Raw genomic sequence first — 18,156 nt, forward strand, 5'->3', positions numbered from 1 at the left:
TTTGAGAGATCAAATGGAGTCCCTTAAAAATAAAAGTTATTTTAATTATGGTGGGCAAGGCCCTTTACCCTCTGAATCATTAACTGCAATCATTTCTAGTTGGAAAAAGATACAAGAACTTGGTCCTTTCACAAATGATATTTGGCCCTACATAGCAAATGAAACCGAGCGAACAAAAAAACAGCTTGCAAATTTATGCGGTGTAAGTAGAAATCGCGTAGCACTTACTGAAAACGTCACAAGTGGATGCGTCCTACCCCTTTGGGGCCTGCCTTTTAACAATTCTGAGAGAATATTATTAAGTGACTGTGAGCATCCCGGGGTAATAGCAGCCTGTAAAGAAATAGCAAAAAGAAAAAAGCTTGGTATTGATGTTTTGGCTGTCCAAAAATTTCGTAACGGAATTGATAAAGAAAAGATCACCAATCAATTAGTCTGCGATGAAGTTGAAAAATCCTTAAAACCCAATACAAAACTGGTAGTAATATCCCATATTCTTTGGAATACGGGGCAATTAATGCCAATAAAAGAAATCGCAGATTTACTTCAGAGATATCGATCAAAGCCTTATTTACTCGTCGACGCCGCTCAAAGTTTTGGTCATATCCCTGTCTCAGGGGAAGCAAAATCTGCGGACATTTTTGCATTCACTGGGCACAAATGGGCATGTGGTCCTGAGGGATTGGGTGGTGTAGTTATTTCAGAGCGAATGTTAAATGAATCATCTCCTACTGTTGTTGGATGGAAAAGTCTAAAAAAAGAAGCTGGGGTTTTAAATCAAAATGAGAATCTTTATCATGAAGATGGACGTCGCTTTGAAATAGCAACTTCTTGTGTCCCTTTATTAGCTGGACTGCGAAGTTCAATAAGTTTGATGGAATCAGTAGGGGACCATAAAACCATTTCAAGTATTATTCGACAAAAAAGTTTGAGACTATGGGAAGGTTTAAATCAAATTGAGGGAATAAAACCAATTCTTGAAGGACCCCCACCAACAGGTTTAGTCAGTTTTATTCCTCAAAGCGAAGCAAATGAATATGAGATATTGAAATTTCTTGGTAAACAGAACCTATGGATTAGAGTTCTTGAGGATCCTTCTTGGTTACGAGCTTGCGTTCATGTCATGTCATCAACTAAAGAGATTGATCTTCTTATAAGAGTATTAAAAAGCTATGTCGACTAATTAGCCCTTCTTTGCTCTAGCCCTAAGAGCATTTAGAGCTGCTTGCCTGTCATCGAAAAACAACGTTCTATTTTTTACCACTTGGTAAGTTTCATGCCCCTTCCCAGCAATTAATATAAAGTCGTCTATTTGTGCACGCATAATAGCAATCTTTATTGCAGTATTCCTGTCAGGTTCAATAGAAAAATTCGATCCAGTAGGAATACCATTTGAAATGTCTTTTATTATCTTTAGTGGATCCTCAGAACGAGGATTATCACTAGTAATTATCAATGAGTCTGATAGCGCTGCTGCAATTTCTCCCATTTGCTCCCGCTTACCTCTGTCTCTATCTCCACCACAACCAAAAACACAAATAATTTTTCCAGTAGTCAAACGTCTTAATTCTCTTAAAACATTTTTTAATGCATCAGGAGTATGAGCATAGTCAACAATCACGGTAGGTATATCACACAGATAATCACTTTTCTCAAGCCTTAGCTGCTCCATTCGACCACTAACACCTGGGAATTTAGCTAATGAATTGAGCATATCGTCCAAAGGGATCCCTAATTGGAGGAGACTACCTATTGCTTGAATCGTATTCATTAAATTAAATTCTCCAATTAAGGGCGACACGAAATTACCTGTCCCATTTGGGCTATGAAAGATACCATGAAGTCCTCGAGCTGATATACGTACATTATCTACGAAAAGATCTACTCGATTTGTTTCTATTAATGTCTCATTTAGTGAGCACCTCCAACAACTCTCTCCAAGAATATTTGCCAACCTCAATCCCCATTCATTATCGACATTAATAATGGCTTTAGCTTTTTCACCTGAGAATAAAGGTTTTTGAAATAGTCGAAACTTACTAAGAAAATAATCCTCCATCGAATCATGGTAATCAAGATGATCTTGAGATAAATTTGAGAAAACAGAAACTGCGAAATTACATCCAGATACGCGATATTGTGCCAACGCATGCGAGCTTACTTCCATAGCTACGATTTTGGCTCCTGACTTATTGGCCCGATAAAGATTTTCATGAAGTATGTCACTAGAAGTAGTCGTATGAGTAGCAGTTTCTTCATATCCAGGCCATTTATTTACTAAAGTTCCAAACAATGCTGATGGAAGGCCTATCGAGCTACAAAAAAAATCAATTAGATGAGTTATTGTTGTTTTTCCATTTGTTCCTGTAACACCTACCAGTTGAAGATTATTGGAAGGCTTATCCCAAAATAATGATAAAATTTCACCCGCCCACTTAGAAACTGGATCTGGAAGGACGACTACAGCATCGCTGGTTTGAGGTGGAAATAATTTAGCGGCTTTTTTTCCTATTATTGCTGCCTCAGCACCCTTTTCTAGTGCCTCCTCCCAGAAAATACCGCCATCAATATTTTCACCAGGCAATCCAATAAATAAGGTCCCTTCATTAATATTTTTTGAATTAAAAGAAATATTTCTAATTGTTGGATTTGGAAAACCCTTCGGGAAATCAAGACCAACATTTTTGATTAAAAACTCAAGTGATTCATTCATTGCACAGGGTACTCAAAAACAACATCACTCAATCTTTGTTGAATCCACTTGCACAAATCCTTTTCACTGAGCCTTGGAGACACTCTTGGCAGTTCAATAATTTTATTCTTATTTTCAATCTTTATTGCCAGTACTGGTACTTTTAAATCATACTTATTTTTGATTCCTGAAGATGAATCACAATGATCAATATCAATGATTTTTGAATTTATTGGCGGAGTAAAATCCAATAAAGTAATCTTTTTCAAGCGCTGTTCAAGGCCTTCACAAAGGCAACATCCTTTGCGACTGTAGAGAATTAGACAATAATGACTCATCAGTCTGGTACTGGATCACACCCGCACGGGGTGAGAGGATGACATTTCGAAACCCTTTTTATAGTAAGCCAACTCCCCTTCCATGGCCCGTGCTTTGATATTGCCTCAAGCCCATATTGACTGCATGTTGGTATAAAACGGCAGCGAGGCCCAAAAATAGGTGAAATCCATTTTCTGTAGAAATTTATAAGTGATGAAAGAAAGAAAACTAAAAATCTATTCAATGAAGTGAGCATATTTAGAGATAGAATAGCTCGGTGGTTATGGCCACCATTTTGGTTCTAATTACTCAAATGGTACAACAAATCACAAATGTCCTTTAATTTCTAACTAATGTCTCGATATCGTGGGCCTCGACTGAGGATCACGCGTCGCTTGGGAGATCTACCAGGTCTCACCCGGAAATCCGCTAAGCGGTCACATCCCCCCGGTCAGCACGGCCAAGCCCGTCGCAAGCGCTCTGAATACGCGATCCGACTTGAAGAAAAACAAAAACTTCGTTTCAACTACGGAATTTCCGAGAGGCAGCTCGTGCGATATGTAAAGAAAGCTCGCGCACAAGAAGGTTCGACTGGAACAAATCTTCTAAAACTTCTGGAAAATAGGCTGGATAACATTTGCTTCCGGCTTGGATTTGGACCTACGATTCCCGGCGCAAGGCAATTTGTCAATCATGGACATATCACTGTGAACAACAAAATCACAGATATTGCCAGTTATCAATGTAAGCCTGGCGATGTGATAGCGATAAGAGAAAGAAAAGCAAGTAAAAAACTTGCAGAAGCTAATCTTGAATTTCCAGGGCTGGCAAATGTTCCTCCCCACATTGAGTTAGATAAACCAAAATTATCGGCAAAAATCACAGGAAAATGTGAACGTGAATGGGTGGCGATCGAAATTAATGAGCTACTTGTCGTTGAGTACTACTCAAGAAAAGTATAAATCTCGTCAACACTCAAATTTACATAAGCGAGAGTCTTTGATAGATAATCAAGTCTCTCGTTTTTTTTTTTTTCGATACAAAAGATTTATCTTAATAAATTAATTAGGCCTTCAAGTCATAATTTAATAAATTATTCGGAGAATCTCCAAACAATAAAATGAGAGCTGCATTATTTAGTTTTATTTTAAAAGATTATGTGAAATTATACCAATAGCCGATTACTTATCTATTCTTTATTCAAATAACTTTAAAAGAGTGGACACACAAGCTAATAAGAAAGATCCTAAAGGATTTAACACTAAAGCAATTCACCATACAGATCTGTTTTCAAATGAGACGGGGACGGTTATGCCACCAATTTTTCAAAGTTCTACTTTTATTCATGGGAATGAAAAAGGATTTGATTACACCAGATCAGGCAACCCAAACTTCAGGATACTTGAGGCAACTCTTGCCTCATTAGAAAATTGTACCCATGCAAGTGTCTTCGGATCTGGAGTAAGCGCCATTACAGCAATAGTCTCATCACTGAAAAGTGGTGACCTGATTTTGTGTGAAGAAAATCTTTATGGATGTACGGTCAGATTGCTTGAGAAAGTATTCAAGAAATTTGGAATTAGAACTTCTTTTATAGATTTTACAAGCCCAAATATTGGTGAAGAAATAGAAAAATATCAACCTCAAATGATTTTTATTGAAAGTCCAACAAATCCCCTTCTTAAGATTTTAGATATCAAGAATATTTGTGAAATAGCAAAAAAAGAAAATATACCTGTTGTAGTTGACAATACATTTGCAACGTCAATAATTCAGAGGCCATTAGAATTAGGAGCTACGTTATCAGTCACAAGTACCACAAAATTTATTAATGGTCATTCAGATGCTCTTGGAGGGTCTATTTGCACAAATGATAAAATCTGGCATGATCGAATGATTTTTGCTCAAAAAGCTCTTGGACTTCAACCATCTCCCTTTGATTGCTGGCTGATCACTAGAGGTATAAAAACGCTTTATTTTCGACTTAATTTTCAAGTGAGTAGTGCTTTAACTATTGCCAACCTACTTGCTAGCCACCCCTCCGTTAATTGGGTTAGATATCCAATGAGATTAGATCATCCACAATATTTCATCGCGAAAAAACAAATGAAATTTGGTGGTGCAATTGTCACAGCAAGCTTGAAAACTGACTTAAAAAAAACATATATGTTCTGCAAGAAATTAAAATACTTCAAAATGGCTGAGAGCTTAGGAGGCATCGAAAGTTTAGTTTGCCATCCAGCCACTATGACTCACGCATCCGTTGATAAAAAAACGAAGATTAAACTTGGTATAGATGAATCTCTCGTTCGTTTCTCTATTGGGTGTGAGGATTTAATAGATCTAGAAAAAGATCTTATTAATTCTCTTAATCAAATAAATGCATCGTAATTTTCTAACAGATCCATGCTGGGAAGCATCGGACAGAGGTAAAGCTCTCCCTGATAGTCCTCATGCTGTATCAGTATGTCTACCTCAGTGGCAAGACGTCATCGAATACGAAGAAAAAAATCAAGAATGCATAGAATCGCTTGAGACAATTTATCCACGATTTGGGTTAAATCCGCTAGTAGCAGAACTTTCCAAAAAAGCACTTTTGGAAGAAGAAAAAGCTCAATGGCAAAGTTGGCCTTTCGAAAACGAATTAATTGTAAATAAGGCTAAAAAATACTGTATTGAAAATTGCTCAGGAAATACAAAAATTCGGCAAATATCTGGGATTTTTTATTTACTTACTGATAAAAATTCATCCCCTCATGCTAAAGCTTTTTGGCAACATACTGGTCTTGGAATCTCTTCACGTCGTGCTGCCATTGAACTCAAAAAAGAGTTGAGCCCATCTATTGAAGAAGGAAAAATAGCAAAAGATATCCTAAAAAAAAGAATAGCTGGGATTTATCAAACTCGTTGTGATCACATAGAACTATATCCATCTGGGATGGCATCACTCTATACAGCACTTGATGCTGTGAGAAAATTTAACCCTACAAAACCTTTTCTACAGATAGGTTTCCCATATGTTGATGTTTTGAAATTACCGAGAAATGTTTTTGGTGGTTGCGAATTAGTTATTGATACCGATCTAAAGGAGTTAGAAATGATTTTCATTAATCAAAAGCCAGCCGCTGTCATTATTGAACTTCCAAGTAATCCAATGCTGCAATGTATCGATTTACCCTCGTTAAGTAAGCTCACAAAGGCTTATAAGATCCCCCTTATTGCCGATGACACAATTGGGTCAGCATTAAATATCGATCCAATGCCGTATGTCGATCTTATTTTCAGTTCTCTAACAAAAAGTTTTGCGGGCAGGGGAGACATTCTTGCAGGTTCTCTAGTAGTTAATGAAAAGTCCTTTTGGAGAAATATTTTTTTAGACTGCATAAATGCCAACCATTTTTCTGTTTTATCTGATTCTGATGCTGTTGCTCTTGAGATGGCTAGCAGAGACGTTAGTAAGCGATTACCACTACTTAATAAATCATGTCTTGATTTAAAAAGGAGGCTTGAAAATCATCCAAAAATCATCCGGGTCTTTCACCCTGAAAACTGTGAAAACTTCAATAGATTACTTAAAACTAATGGGGGGTATGGATGCCTACTCTCATTTGAAATTGATGGAGGTATGAGCGAAGCAAAAAAATTTTATGATTCCCTTCAAGTCTGCAAAGGCCCAAGCCTAGGAACTAACTTCACGTTAGTTTGTCCCTACGTTATGCTTGCCCATTATGAAGAACTTGATTGGGCTGAGAACTGTGGAGTTCCCAGACATCTTATTAGGGTTTCTGTAGGATTAGAAAATACAAAATTACTCTGGGATAAATTTAATAAAGCCCTGAATTGACAGGCTTGGATCAAAATTAAAAGACATTCACTATCCAAATCCACTAAATCATTAAATAAATGACTATATTTCCCTATTAAGGAATACAAATCAATTTTATGGCAAGAATCTACGAAGACAACAGCTTTGCAATTGGCAATACTCCGCTTGTCAAATTGAACTCAATTACAAAAAACTCCAAAGCTATTCTCCTAGCAAAAATTGAAGGCAGAAATCCTGCATACAGCGTCAAATGCAGAATTGGAGCAAATATGATTTGGGATGCCGAAAAAAAAGGTTTATTGAATAAAGAAAAAACAATTATCGAACCAACCTCAGGAAATACTGGGATAGCGCTTGCATTCACGGCTGCTGCAAGAGGATACAAACTTATCTTGACTATGCCTGAGTCAATGTCCTTAGAAAGAAGAAGAGTAATGGCTGTTATGGGAGCTGAACTAATACTTACTGAGGCAGCTAAGGGTATGCCAGGGGCCATAGCAAAAGCAAAAGAGATAGCTGAAAGTGACCCGAACAAATATTTCATGCCCGGGCAGTTTGACAATCCTGCCAATCCCGAGATTCATTTCAAAACAACTGGGCCCGAGATTTGGAACGATACCGATGGCAAAATTGATGTCCTCGTTTCTGGTGTTGGTACAGGAGGAACCATTACAGGAATTTCAAAATACATAAAAGAAGAAAAAGGTAAATCAATTCTTTCTGTGGCTGTTGAACCTTCCCACAGCCCCGTAATAACTCAGACTCTTAATGGTGAAGAAATAAAGCCAGGTCCACACAAAATTCAAGGTATTGGGGCAGGGTTTATACCCAAGAATCTAGATTTATCAATAGTTGATCAAGTGGAACAAGTTTCGAATGAAGAATCTATTGAAATGGCTTTAAGACTAAGTAAAGAAGAAGGACTACTTGTTGGGATTTCATGTGGGGCTGCTGCTACTGCGGCAATCCGATTAGCTGAAAAAGATGAATTTGCAGGAAAAACAATCGTTGTAGTTTTACCAGATCTAGCAGAGCGTTATATATCCTCAGTGATGTTTAGTGACGTCCCAACTGGAATAATCCAACAACCCTGAGTCCTTTAGAGTCAAAGCTTGGGCTTAATTAACATGGCATCTCCATATGAGAAAAAACGATATTTATTTTTGATTGCTCTTTTGTAAAGAAACATAAGCCGCTCCCTACCAATAAAAGCTGAAACTAAAAGCAATAATGAGCTTTTGGGTAAATGAAAATTTGTGAGTAATCCATCAACCACACCGAATTTGTATCCAGGCTGAATAACAAGATCAACTTTGCATCTTATTGGGGTTAGTTTGTTACCGCCTATTTTGAAAGCGCTTTCAAGCGCTCTAACACTTGTTGTACCAACAGCAAATACATTGCCTCCCTTCGCACGACATTTTTTTATTGATTCAATAACATCTGAATTAACCTCTACCCATTCACTATGGAGTTTGAGATTTGACAGATTTTCCTGCTTCAAGGGACGAAATGTGCCCAAACCTACGTGCAAAGTAATGCTTGTTGAGGAAACGCCTTTACTTTGTAACTCATCAAGAAGTTCAGTTGTAAAATGAAGCCCTGCGGTAGGCGCTGCTACTGCGCCTGGTTTTAAGGCATATTGTGTTTGATATTTTTTGATATTTGAGCTGTTTGGTTTTATATATGGTGGGAGAGGGACATCCCCATAGACTTCAAGTAAAGATTCAATGCTTTCTCGTTCTGAATATTTTACTGGAAATTGAATAACTCTCCCACCTGATTCATCATGCTTTTCAATTACTTTTAACTCGAGAGTTCGGTGGTTGTGCAACTCCATAAATAAGATATTTCCTGGTTGTATCTTTTTGCCGGGTTTTACCAAACAAAGCCACTTACCGTCTATTAGTGGCTCAAGAAGAAGTAATTCACCTTTCTTACCATTTTGCATATAAATTTTTAATCTTGCCTTGAGAACTTTGGTATTATTAAAAACTAGTAAATCATTTTTCTTTAATATATCTTTTATGTCCCAAATTCTACATTCACGAAATGATTCAAATTTAATACTCTCTTTTCCTATAACCATAAGTTTTGCATTATGACCTGGCTCTATGGGGCTTTGAGCTATAAGTTTTTCCTCAAATGGATAATTATATGAACTTAATAAATAATCCTTATCATTGATAATTGCCATGCTTCTTAAACTTCTGATTTAAATTATCTTTTAAGTTATCAACCTAAATTGATGCAACTAATTCAAAAGATCCTCTGGATTGTTTTCTAAAAGATAAGCTAAATCTCTCAAAAAAGAAGCTCCATCCGCTCCGTATATGACTCTATGATCGGCTGTCAAATTGACCTGCATTTGTCTTTTGACCTTGATTGACCCATCTTGGCCAGCAACCACATTTGAGTTTGAGGATGCCACGGCTAATATTGCACCAGTGCCCGGAGGGAGGATAGCGTCGAATCTATCAACTCCAAACATTCCCAAATTTGATAACGTAAAAGTACCTGTACTGTACTCATCAGGTTGAAGTTGTTTTGACCTCGACCTTTTTACTAGATCTGCCCAGCATCGAGACAATTCAAATAAATCAGTAGAGTTAGCCTGCTTTAAAACTGGAGTAATCAAACCTCCATCTTCCATTGCTACTGCTACAGCAACATTAATTTGAGGTTTATAAAAAATCCCGTCATTGGAATATGAGGAATTTACTTGAGGATGTCTTTCAAGAGTCTTACCTACAGCCTTGGCCAATAAGGCTGTCATTGTCACACCCTGAGGTTTAACTTGCTTGTAAAAAGTTTCAAACTTATCGGTATCTATTGTGTATCCAACCCTGAAGCATGGAACAGCAAGACTTGCCTCCATATTTCTATTGACTGCTTGTTGAAGAGTATTAAATTTAATAGTTTGCCCTGGTGATCCGAAACTTTGGCCAGCAGGAGGTTGTTTAGAATCATTTTTATTTGATGGTGAGGGTAATGGAGCAACAAATCCACCTGAATGAGTAGTTTCTGCGGCAGCTGGAGCGTTACTCTCAGCAACCCATGGGACGGTTATTGGTTGACCTTGGGCCTTTTGAACATCATCAGCTTGGATTCGTCCATGTGGTCCAGTGCCCTGAATTGTGGACAAGTCAACTCCAAGCTGCTCAGCAAGCTTTTTGGCTTTAGGAGTGGCTACTATTCTGCCTGTAGAGTTTGATTGTGAATTAGAAATAGAAAAATTATTCGGCGAACTTGCTTTTGGGACAGCATTTACGGCCTGAGCGAGATTATTTTGAGTTATTTGAATCTCTTCCGTTTTCGGTGCAGCAACTTCACGGACTTGCACCTTCGCTTCTTCAACTACATTCTCAGGAGTTTTAACCTTAAGGCTGTCGATTTCATCAAGGCTTTCTACTATTAAACCAATCGTCTCTCCCACCGGCGCAGTGCTTCCTGCTGGCATCAGGATGGCTCCTAGGAAGCCTTCTTGGAACGCTTCGACATCCATATCAGCCTTGTCGGATTCCACCACTAAAACAGACTCTCCACGAGCCACCTTCTCTCCGGGCTTTTTAAGCCATTCAACTATTTTCCCTTCGGTCATAGTGGAACTCAAGGCTGGCATAAAAATGTCGTGGGAAGCCATATTTCAGTCTTTACAGTTGGATTAAGGGTGAACAGAGTTTGGCTTTTTTGATCTCCAATTTCAAATGACAGTAGATCAAAAGCACTATTTTTTTAATATTAAGTCTCTGACAAGAACTCTCCAACAAGAGTTACTGAAACAATTAAGAAATGGGAGTTATTTTTTATTCAGGATCCCTCAATCGCCTCAACCACACCATCTCTAACAAGTATTGAAACCCCCATTTTGTTAAGTAAGTTATCGCCCACCTTTAAATCGCAATAACTCTCAACCTGTCCCTGATCAACTATTTTTTCCATTTCAAATTCCCTAACTTGAGATTGTTGTTGAAGTAGGTTTCTCTTTTGCTCCTCAAGTTCAGCTCTTTTTACTGCAACTTGTTGCTGTATTTGAGCAACCTGCTCTTGAACTCTAGGATCGAGTGGATTTGCGCTCTGATTTCGAACATCACTAACTACCTGCTGCCCCTCTTTTTCCAATTGAGCAAGTTGCTCATCTGCTGAAGAAATTGCATTACTAATTTCTTTTTCAGCTTGTTCTTTCCATGTGGGGGTAACAACTGCCTTAATTGTTACGGAACGTTTAATGGAGAGAATAGTGTTTTCAGTCATTGTTTTGTATCGTAAGCATCAAGAATCTCAGTGATGAAGAAACAAGTCAACCAAATATCTCCCTTCGTGGAATTAACTTTCGTAAATTGATGAAATCATCTTTGAATCTCGCTCAGAAATTTTGTCCCTTCTCTGTTTCAATGTCTGAGTTAACAATTTATTTTCAATCGTGAACGGCTTTACTAAGGCGACTCCGATCACCCTTTCTTCAGCCCGAGACCCTGAACGTGCCTGCAAAATCTTGTTAACTTCTTGGCGCAATAATTTTCTTAATTTGTGATCACCTGGACAACCTCCCAATTGTTCATCAAGTTTGAGTCCATTGATCTCAGCCCAATTATGAACTTCTGTCAACTTAGGCACCATTAACAATCCCAATTGCCGTTTATCTTGTCCTACAAGTAGTGCTTGCTCTATTAATGAACTTGCAAGAAGCGCTTCTTCTAACGGCCCAGGCTCAATATTCTCTCCATTGCTTAGAACAATTGTATCTTTAGATCGTCCAGTTAATACAAGAGTTCCATCTGTCAACAATTTACCTAAATCCCCTGTGTTAAACCATCCTTCCGAATCGATTACCTTCTTAGTCGCTTCTTCATTACACCAATATCCCGACATAACTTGAGGGCCTTTAACCTTAACCAAACCACACTCATTAAATTGCTTCAGCTGCCCAGTTTGAATATCAACTATCTGTATTTGAGTTTCAGGAAGTGGGCTGCCTGAACTTTTGCGTATATTTTTCCATGGTCTTCGACAAGTTAAAACAGGACTTGTTTCTGTTAAACCATAACCAACAAGTAATTCAACTCCAACAGATTCAAAAAAACGATCTACGTGAGGAGCAATAGCACCACCTCCACTAATTGGGAAAAGTAATTTCCCTCCACAAATCTGATTTAAAACTTTTGGCCAAAAGACACTCGCAGAAATTCGATGAATAGGAAAACGTATGGCGACCTCAATAAGGGCAATGATTTTTTCAATCGGATAAACTTCAGTGGTCAGTTTCCCTCTGCTTTTCCTCAATGCATACTTGTAATCACCGCTATTTAGAAGGGCACTCTTTATTAAAAACTGTTTTAGAGGGGACATTTTTTTTATAGCCTCATAAAAGCCTTCACGAATTGCCTCCCATAGTCTCGGCACAGTAGCCATCACTACAGGCTGTACAATCGGTAAATCATATTTGAACTTTTTAATGGTTGTATAATTTTGCGTACAAGCACATGAGAAGAAAAAATACTCCGCACTCCTTTCATATGAGTGCCAGATAGGTAAAACACTCAGGACAGCATCACCTGGTCTGGGGTTCGCAACACAGGCCAGGGCCTTAATTTGATGTAAAAGATTTCTATGTGAAAGGGGAACACCTTTCGGGCGGCCAGTTGTGCCTGAGGTGTAAAGGATTGTAGCAACTGTATCTATTGAAGATTTGGATGAAGTCTCAGATTTAGAGATGTTTTGAGAATACTCTTCCCCAATTGACATGAACTGCTCCCAGGAGATGGCATCATCATCAGCCTCGCCCTCCAGTTGAATAACTACTCTGAAACGCTTAGAATCCTCTGGTGAACTTATTAATTTTTTATAAAGCTCTTCATTTTGAACTACCAAAGCTATAGCTTTCGAATCATCAACTATGTAATTAAGTTCATCGACCGGAGCTGACACCCCTCTAACAGCGTCAATAGCACCTACTCTCATGATCCCTTGATCTACAATGAGCCATCTCGGACTATTTTCTGAAAAAAGAGCTACAACATCACCCGAATTAATTCCGAGTTTTTTCAACGCTGAAGCAGCCTTAGAAATCCCTAATGATAATTCCTGATAGCTATAAGTTTCCGGTGGATAACTATGAGGAGATTTTGCTGCAATCACGTCTCCATGGTTCAATGCAAGCATTGGCCAAATCTCATCAACCTTTTGATAGTTGTCAACATGAGAGCGAGAACTTAATGCTTGAAGTTCCTCATTAGTAGGAACCCAAGTTGATTTAGCGTCCATTAAGTTAATTGGAGGATAAGACCCAAATCAAAATATTTGGGGGCTGTCAATAGACCAATGATTGCAAAACTGTCGTTCAAACTCAATACAATCGTGAAAAAGACTTTCAAATATTATTAATCCATAGAAATTTAAATCTTTTACCTAAAGACGTTATCACTGCTTTTTTAACATCATCAACAGTTATGTCATCAATCCACTGATCCATCTTCCCCATAACCTCTCTTTCCAGCCCACAAGGCTTTATTTGGTCAAAGCCATCCAAAGCACAATTTACATTTAGAGCAAAGCCATGTTGCGTAATCCACCTTTTACATCCCACACCAATTGAAGCGACCTTAAATCCATTACACCAGACACCAGTTAAACCTGGCATTCTCTCTCCAGGGAGATCAAACATACTCAAGGTTTCAATCACAACCGTTTCAAGTTCGCGCAAATACCAATGTAAATCTTTTTGATATCTAGAAAGATCCATTACCAAATAGACAACCAATTGTCCCTCAACGTGGTGCGTCACATCTCCGCCTCTGTCAATGCAAAAAGTCTCAAAAGGTGCTTTTTTATCATCAAAAAGCAAATTTTCTTTGTTAGAAGCTCTCCCAAAGGTGTAACAGGATTGATGCTCCAACAACCAAACAGCCTGGGGAAAGTTAGGGTTCTCAAGCAATGAACATTGCCATTTCGCCTGCCAATCCCATGCAGTCTCAAACTGGACTATATTTTTAGGCTGAAAAAGCACTGATGAGGAAGTATGTTCATAAAGATGGTTAGTATTTATGCATTCAGTAAAGCCTGAAGTTGGAGTAACTAAATGAAGCTGCTTATCCATGGAAGAAACCTTGAATTAACAACTGCTCTTCGTGAGTACACCCAATCGAAACTCGAAAAGGCAATCCACCACTTTGATGAGATTGTAAAAGAGGCTGATGTACATCTTTCAGTAGCTCGAAATCCAAGGGTTCCACAACAAATAGCTGAAGTAACTGTCTTTGCCAATGGCACTGTAATCAGAGCACAAGAAAGAAGCGAAAACCTTTACGCAAGTATCGATTTAGTTGCGAGCAAACTCTCACGGCAGCTTCGTAAATATAAAGAACGCCATTCAGACCATCACCCACATGGAAAGTTCTCTCAAGATTGGCAGGAGCCTTCAACAAACAAAGATAGCCTGGGAGACGATCTCCTTAATGGGAAAACAGTTAATTTGCCAGAACCCGGTATCAGGAGAAAATATTTCTCGATGGTTCCAATGAATATTGATGAAGCCAGACATCAATTAGATTTGATTGATCATGATTTTTATTTTTTTCGAGAAAAAACATCCAATGAACTACAGGTGATCTATAAGAGAAATCACGGAGGATATGGAGTTATCCATGCCAAGGATTGAACTAAGACCATATGGTTTCCAAAAGCTTTAAAGATTTCTTAAACAATCCACCTTCAGTTATTCATCAGGCTGTTTTAAATCCTTATATTTCAGAAGAAGAGTTGAACGATTTAGCTGTCTCACTTGAGGAATCAGGTTTTTCAGGAATATCAACAGACCTAATTAAACTCCCAAAAATTAAAAAAAAACTGAGCAAAAACTGTAATTCAAAAATTATAGCTCTCATATCATTCCCATTCGGTGACTTACCATTTATGTTTAAAAAACAACTCTCAGAATGGTCAATTTCGGAGGGTGCCGATGAGTTAGAACTTGTACCTAATTTTTATGCTCTCAAGAATGGAAAAAATGACATCTTTGCAGAAGAGATTGCAGATATATCTGAATTAGGAAAACCTATTCGAGTAGTTCTTGATGTTAATAACCTCTCGGATAGTTTATTAATCAATTCAATAGAGTCATCAATTGAGGCTGGTGCCTTGGGGATACAAATTGGTAATGGGTTTGGCAATTCAATTTCCAGTAAAAAAATAAAAGAAATATCAACTATGGTTAAAAATCGCTGCGAAATCAAAGCAGTTGGAGGAATCAAAAACCTTATACAAGTCAAAGAGCTCCTTGAGGCAGGAGCAAACATAATTGGTACAACATGGGGATTCCAGCTTCTTAAAGATCTCAAATCGAGGGAAAAAACTTGAATACAGAAAGTACAATTCAGGGGCTTTGCCTTAAGACAGGTCCTCTTGGTGAGACTGATCGTTTACTAACAATACTTACAAAGACCAAAGGCATTGATCGAGTATCAATTCCTGGATCTAGAAAACCAAAAAGCAGCCTAGCGGCAGCTTCACCATTAAATTTAGTGGAATTACAATTAATAAGAAAAAAAGGCCTAAAAAAGGCACGACAGATAAAAATCCTTAAAAGTTACACCAAGTTAGGACAAAGGTTGGAAACCCTTGCCGCTGCACAGGCGCTCATTGAGTTAATTCTGATGATTATTGGTACTGAAGATCCACACCCCCAATTACTAGAAACGGTGTTGATTCATCTTGAACGACTAGAAAATTTTATCAATAGTCCAAAAGATGGAACTCTTATCTTAGCGAGCGTTATTCAATCATGTTTTCATGTTTTAGCCATTGGCGGATATTGCATACCACTGCAAACATGTTGTCGAAGTGGAGAAAATCTCATACCACCACTTGGGCAATGGGAGTGGAGATGTACCTTCCTTCCGGAGGAAGGCATAAAACTAGGATCTACACCCGAGTCAAAAATCACATTAAACCCCTCTGAATTGGCTTTACTTCAGCGGATGCTTAAACCTTCTCTCCCAATTAGTAAAACTGGCGATCTTATTGGTCCAAAAATTGTATGGCTAAAACTACTTTTGGTTCTAGAGGAGTGGATTAAGCATCAGTTGAATAAATCCGTTCTTTCCCTGAAAATGATAAGAAACTCCATTGCAATTGAGGAGAACTAATCGGGCAAAGATATGATCTATACAAGTTATGGATAATCTACTTTTTTGAGTCAATTTTTTACTACAGATATAGGTCAAAAAATTCATGGAATTTATCAAAATTATCTTTAATAGAAGATTTATAAGTTATTGTTTTTGAAAAACTACATAAACACTGCTAACTTGAAAAACAGTTTACTTTTCAGCAGGTGGCTCATATTGCCTGGCTGGGCAAAAAATCACCTTTCTGCGGTAATGTCAGCTACGGTCTTAGTACGACTAAAGCATTAAAAGAAAGAGGTTATAAAACAAGTTTTATTCATTTTGATAATCCTTCAAACCCAAAAAATAAACAAACTTCTCTGCTTGCCAATGATCCAGACGTCAGCCTTCCATATTTAATAAAATCGCAAGTATATACAATCCCATCGCCAAGAGCTCAAAGAGAGCTAAGAGAATCCCTCGAAAGGCTTAAACCAGACTTAGTGCATGCAAGTCTCACTCTCTCCCCTCTTGATTTCCGGCTACCAGAGTTATGCCATCAGATTGATGTTCCTTTAATCGCGACATTTCATCCTGCATTTGATTCACGTCTCAGGAATTTAACAGCAAGTACCCAACAACTTACGTATCAACTATACGCACCTTCCCTAGCCAGATATGACAAAGTAATTGTGTTTTCCGAAATGCAAGCGGAGGTACTCGCAAAATTAGGAGTAAAGGATAATAAACTTCAAGTAATTCCCAATGGGGTGGATACAAGTCTTTGGGTCCCCCCAGAATCTAATAGTTATTCATCTACTTATTTAAAGGTAAGAGAGGTTCTAGGTCCAAAGAAAATATTTTTATATATGGGAAGAATTGCCTCTGAAAAAAATGTTGAGGCCCTTTTGAGATCTTGGCGACAAATTGAGCCTAAGGGATGTCGTCTAGTTATTGTTGGCGATGGTCCTCTAAGACCAACTCTAGAAAACAGCTCGATGTTCAATGGTAAAGAGGATATATTGTGGTGGGGATATGAATCAGATTTACAAACAAAAGTTGCCCTTCTTCAATGTGCTGAGATATTCATACTGCCAAGCCTTGTAGAAGGTTTGTCGATAGCTTTGCTCGAAGCAATGTCAACGGGGACAGCATGTATCGCAACCGATGCCGGTGCAGATGGAGAGGTTCTTGAAAATGGTGCTGGCATTGTACTTAATACAGAAAATGTCGCCTCTCAGCTAAGAACACTTTTACCAGTACTTCAAGAACAACCAATCCTAACTCAAGAACTCGGGAGGAGGGCAAGATCAAGAGTTTTAGAGAGATATACTCTCAAACAAAATATTGATTGCTTAGAAGCCCTGTATATTAGCGTATTGGAAAGTAAAAAAAATATTAATCCAATTCACCCAACTCACAACTTCTCTCAGCCGCTAAAACAACAGACTCAATTAGAGCAGATCGTAACCCAGTCATTTCAAGATGTCGCAGAGCAGTAATAGTCGTACCACGTGGAGATGAGACAAGATCTTTAAGTTCAGCTGGGTGTAATTGTTGTTCTTCAATAAGTGCAACCGTTCCTGCAAGTAATTTTGTTGTGAGAACTTTGGCAAATCCCCTTGATAAACCTGCTGCAACCGCTCCATCTGACAGTGCCTCAATAATTACAGATATAAATGCCGGGCCAGATGAAGTCAGAGCCAAAAAAGCATCTAAATCTCTCTCAGGCAATTCATAAATATCGCTCACGGGATGAAAAATCTTCTTGACTATTGCTTTTTCTTTTTTACCAATATCATTTCCCCAAGCTAAACCGGTGATTCCTTTACCAACCATAATTGGTGTATTTGCTACCACTCTGACACACAGATGATTAGGAAAAACTTCTTGCAATTTTTTGAGTGTAACCCCAGCTAGTAAGGATATTATTAAAGGTTTTTCTTTATCCCAACAATTTCCCTCATAAGACTTTTCTTCTATATTTGTCAGCTGTTGAGGTTTGACAGATAAAATTTTGATTGGCGCCTTCCAAACTTCTAATGCTTCCGTAGTACCAGCCACAGAAACCCTTAATTGATTGTCAAAAGTATCTAAAACTTTGTTGACACTACTTTCAAGCCCAACAACGCCAAAAATTTCTTGTGCTGAAAATTGTTTCTTATCAATGAGAGGGGTTATGAGCGCTTGGGCCATTTTCCCAAAACCAATAACCC

The 18,156-nt window shown here is 38.2% G+C and carries 18 protein-coding genes; 9 read left to right on the forward strand and 9 right to left on the reverse strand.

Annotated elements, in window-relative coordinates:
- Window positions 1–13: 13 nt before the first annotated feature.
- The gene (locus tag AC6EJA_RS04310; protein ID WP_498503393.1) at window positions 14–1,183 is read left to right on the forward strand and encodes an aminotransferase class V-fold PLP-dependent enzyme; all 1,170 of its coding nucleotides are present in this window, start codon (window positions 14–16) and stop codon (window positions 1,181–1,183) included.
- Here AC6EJA_RS04310 and AC6EJA_RS04315 read toward each other — a convergent pair whose 3' ends face one another.
- The 3 genes from AC6EJA_RS04315 to yidD all read right to left on the reverse strand — a co-directional run bounded on the left by AC6EJA_RS04315 (window position 1,184) and on the right by yidD (window position 3,266).
- Window positions 1,184–2,713: a UDP-N-acetylmuramoyl-L-alanyl-D-glutamate--2,6-diaminopimelate ligase gene (locus AC6EJA_RS04315; protein ID WP_498503394.1), complete on the reverse strand. Its 1,530-nt coding sequence runs from the start codon at window positions 2,711–2,713 to the stop codon at window positions 1,184–1,186.
- A complete protein-coding gene (locus AC6EJA_RS04320; protein WP_498503395.1) occupies window positions 2,710–2,961 on the reverse strand; it encodes a thioredoxin domain-containing protein in 252 nt (83 codons plus the stop codon). Before AC6EJA_RS04320 ends, AC6EJA_RS04315 begins: the two co-directional genes overlap by 4 nt.
- A gap of 68 nt (window positions 2,962–3,029) precedes the next feature.
- The gene (gene yidD, locus AC6EJA_RS04325) at window positions 3,030–3,266 is read right to left on the reverse strand and encodes a membrane protein insertion efficiency factor YidD (RefSeq protein ID WP_498503396.1); all 237 of its coding nucleotides are present in this window, start codon (window positions 3,264–3,266) and stop codon (window positions 3,030–3,032) included.
- 97 nt (window positions 3,267–3,363) lie between these two features.
- Here yidD and rpsD point away from each other — a divergent pair, with 97 nt between their 5' ends.
- The 4 genes from rpsD to cysK all read left to right on the forward strand — a co-directional run bounded on the left by rpsD (window position 3,364) and on the right by cysK (window position 7,930).
- Entirely contained in the window at window positions 3,364–3,972 is a 609-nt protein-coding gene (rpsD, locus tag AC6EJA_RS04330; RefSeq protein WP_498503397.1) for a 30S ribosomal protein S4, read from the forward strand.
- Window positions 3,973–4,321: 349 nt separating this feature from the next.
- Window positions 4,322–5,401: a trans-sulfuration enzyme family protein gene (locus AC6EJA_RS04335; RefSeq protein WP_498503398.1), complete on the forward strand. Its 1,080-nt coding sequence runs from the start codon at window positions 4,322–4,324 to the stop codon at window positions 5,399–5,401.
- Window positions 5,391–6,854, forward strand: coding sequence for a PLP-dependent transferase (locus AC6EJA_RS04340; RefSeq protein WP_498503399.1), 1,464 nt, complete (start codon window positions 5,391–5,393; stop codon window positions 6,852–6,854). The genes AC6EJA_RS04335 and AC6EJA_RS04340 overlap by 11 nt, the downstream gene beginning before the upstream one ends.
- Window positions 6,855–6,952: 98 nt before the next feature.
- Entirely contained in the window at window positions 6,953–7,930 is a 978-nt protein-coding gene (gene cysK, locus AC6EJA_RS04345) for a cysteine synthase A (RefSeq protein ID WP_498503400.1), read from the forward strand.
- 11 nt (window positions 7,931–7,941) lie between these two features.
- On the opposite strand, the gene queA is transcribed toward cysK, so the two are convergent.
- From queA to lipB, 5 genes are all read right to left on the reverse strand, one after another.
- Window positions 7,942–9,027: a tRNA preQ1(34) S-adenosylmethionine ribosyltransferase-isomerase QueA gene (gene queA, locus AC6EJA_RS04350; RefSeq protein ID WP_498503545.1), complete on the reverse strand. Its 1,086-nt coding sequence runs from the start codon at window positions 9,025–9,027 to the stop codon at window positions 7,942–7,944.
- Between the two features lie 63 nt (window positions 9,028–9,090).
- The gene (locus AC6EJA_RS04355; RefSeq protein ID WP_498503401.1) at window positions 9,091–10,479 is read right to left on the reverse strand and encodes a dihydrolipoamide acetyltransferase family protein; all 1,389 of its coding nucleotides are present in this window, start codon (window positions 10,477–10,479) and stop codon (window positions 9,091–9,093) included.
- Between the two features lie 167 nt (window positions 10,480–10,646).
- Window positions 10,647–11,090 (reverse strand): YlqD family protein, encoded by a 444-nt coding sequence (locus tag AC6EJA_RS04360; RefSeq protein ID WP_498503402.1) that lies wholly within the window; start codon window positions 11,088–11,090, stop codon window positions 10,647–10,649.
- Window positions 11,091–11,162: 72 nt separating this feature from the next.
- Window positions 11,163–13,100 carry an AMP-binding protein gene (locus AC6EJA_RS04365; protein ID WP_498503403.1) on the reverse strand — a complete coding sequence of 646 codons (1,938 nt, stop codon included), beginning with the start codon at window positions 13,098–13,100 and terminating at the stop codon, window positions 11,163–11,165.
- 106 nt (window positions 13,101–13,206) lie between these two features.
- Complete coding sequence (gene lipB / locus AC6EJA_RS04370; RefSeq protein ID WP_498503404.1) at window positions 13,207–13,932, reverse strand: lipoyl(octanoyl) transferase LipB; 726 nt, start codon at window positions 13,930–13,932, stop codon at window positions 13,207–13,209.
- Here lipB and hpf point away from each other — a divergent pair.
- From hpf to AC6EJA_RS04390, 4 genes are all read left to right on the forward strand, one after another.
- Window positions 13,915–14,493, forward strand: coding sequence for a ribosome hibernation-promoting factor, HPF/YfiA family (gene hpf, locus AC6EJA_RS04375; protein ID WP_498503405.1), 579 nt, complete (start codon window positions 13,915–13,917; stop codon window positions 14,491–14,493). The genes lipB and hpf overlap by 18 nt on opposite strands.
- An 11-nt stretch (window positions 14,494–14,504) precedes the next feature.
- Complete coding sequence (locus AC6EJA_RS04380) at window positions 14,505–15,191, forward strand: beta/alpha barrel domain-containing protein (protein WP_498503406.1); 687 nt, start codon at window positions 14,505–14,507, stop codon at window positions 15,189–15,191.
- Window positions 15,188–15,979 carry a DNA repair protein RecO gene (gene recO / locus AC6EJA_RS04385; protein ID WP_498503407.1) on the forward strand — a complete coding sequence of 264 codons (792 nt, stop codon included), beginning with the start codon at window positions 15,188–15,190 and terminating at the stop codon, window positions 15,977–15,979. Before AC6EJA_RS04380 ends, recO begins: the two co-directional genes overlap by 4 nt.
- Window positions 15,980–16,167: 188 nt before the next feature.
- Window positions 16,168–17,442: a glycosyltransferase family 4 protein gene (locus tag AC6EJA_RS04390; RefSeq protein WP_498503408.1), complete on the forward strand. Its 1,275-nt coding sequence runs from the start codon at window positions 16,168–16,170 to the stop codon at window positions 17,440–17,442.
- Here AC6EJA_RS04390 and proC read toward each other — a convergent pair.
- Window positions 17,339–18,136, reverse strand: coding sequence for a pyrroline-5-carboxylate reductase (gene proC / locus AC6EJA_RS04395; protein WP_498503409.1), 798 nt, complete (start codon window positions 18,134–18,136; stop codon window positions 17,339–17,341). The two genes, AC6EJA_RS04390 and proC, sit on opposite strands and share 104 nt — an antisense overlap.
- Window positions 18,137–18,156 lie beyond the last annotated feature (20 nt).

This window comes from Prochlorococcus sp. MIT2309 (assembly GCF_059772305.1).

What these genes read in the sequence shown, in the direction of transcription:
- AC6EJA_RS04310 (WP_498503393.1), top strand. Translation starts at nt 14, where the DNA reads ATGGAGTCCCTTAAAAATAAAAGTTATTTTAATTATGGTGGGCAAGGC.
- AC6EJA_RS04315 (WP_498503394.1), bottom strand. Translation starts at nt 2,713, where the DNA reads ATGAATGAATCACTTGAGTTTTTAATCAAAAATGTTGGTCTTGATTTC.
- yidD (WP_498503396.1), bottom strand. Translation starts at nt 3,266, where the DNA reads ATGCTCACTTCATTGAATAGATTTTTAGTTTTCTTTCTTTCATCACTT.
- rpsD (WP_498503397.1), top strand. Translation starts at nt 3,364, where the DNA reads ATGTCTCGATATCGTGGGCCTCGACTGAGGATCACGCGTCGCTTGGGA.
- AC6EJA_RS04335 (WP_498503398.1), top strand. Translation starts at nt 4,322, where the DNA reads ATGCCACCAATTTTTCAAAGTTCTACTTTTATTCATGGGAATGAAAAA.
- AC6EJA_RS04340 (WP_498503399.1), top strand. Translation starts at nt 5,391, where the DNA reads ATGCATCGTAATTTTCTAACAGATCCATGCTGGGAAGCATCGGACAGA.
- cysK (WP_498503400.1), top strand. Translation starts at nt 6,953, where the DNA reads ATGGCAAGAATCTACGAAGACAACAGCTTTGCAATTGGCAATACTCCG.
- AC6EJA_RS04355 (WP_498503401.1), bottom strand. Translation starts at nt 10,479, where the DNA reads ATGGCTTCCCACGACATTTTTATGCCAGCCTTGAGTTCCACTATGACC.
- AC6EJA_RS04360 (WP_498503402.1), bottom strand. Translation starts at nt 11,090, where the DNA reads ATGACTGAAAACACTATTCTCTCCATTAAACGTTCCGTAACAATTAAG.
- AC6EJA_RS04365 (WP_498503403.1), bottom strand. Translation starts at nt 13,100, where the DNA reads ATGGACGCTAAATCAACTTGGGTTCCTACTAATGAGGAACTTCAAGCA.
- hpf (WP_498503405.1), top strand. Translation starts at nt 13,915, where the DNA reads ATGAAGCTGCTTATCCATGGAAGAAACCTTGAATTAACAACTGCTCTT.
- lipB (WP_498503404.1), bottom strand. Translation starts at nt 13,932, where the DNA reads ATGGATAAGCAGCTTCATTTAGTTACTCCAACTTCAGGCTTTACTGAA.
- AC6EJA_RS04380 (WP_498503406.1), top strand. Translation starts at nt 14,505, where the DNA reads ATGGTTTCCAAAAGCTTTAAAGATTTCTTAAACAATCCACCTTCAGTT.
- proC (WP_498503409.1), bottom strand. Translation starts at nt 18,136, where the DNA reads ATGGCCCAAGCGCTCATAACCCCTCTCATTGATAAGAAACAATTTTCA.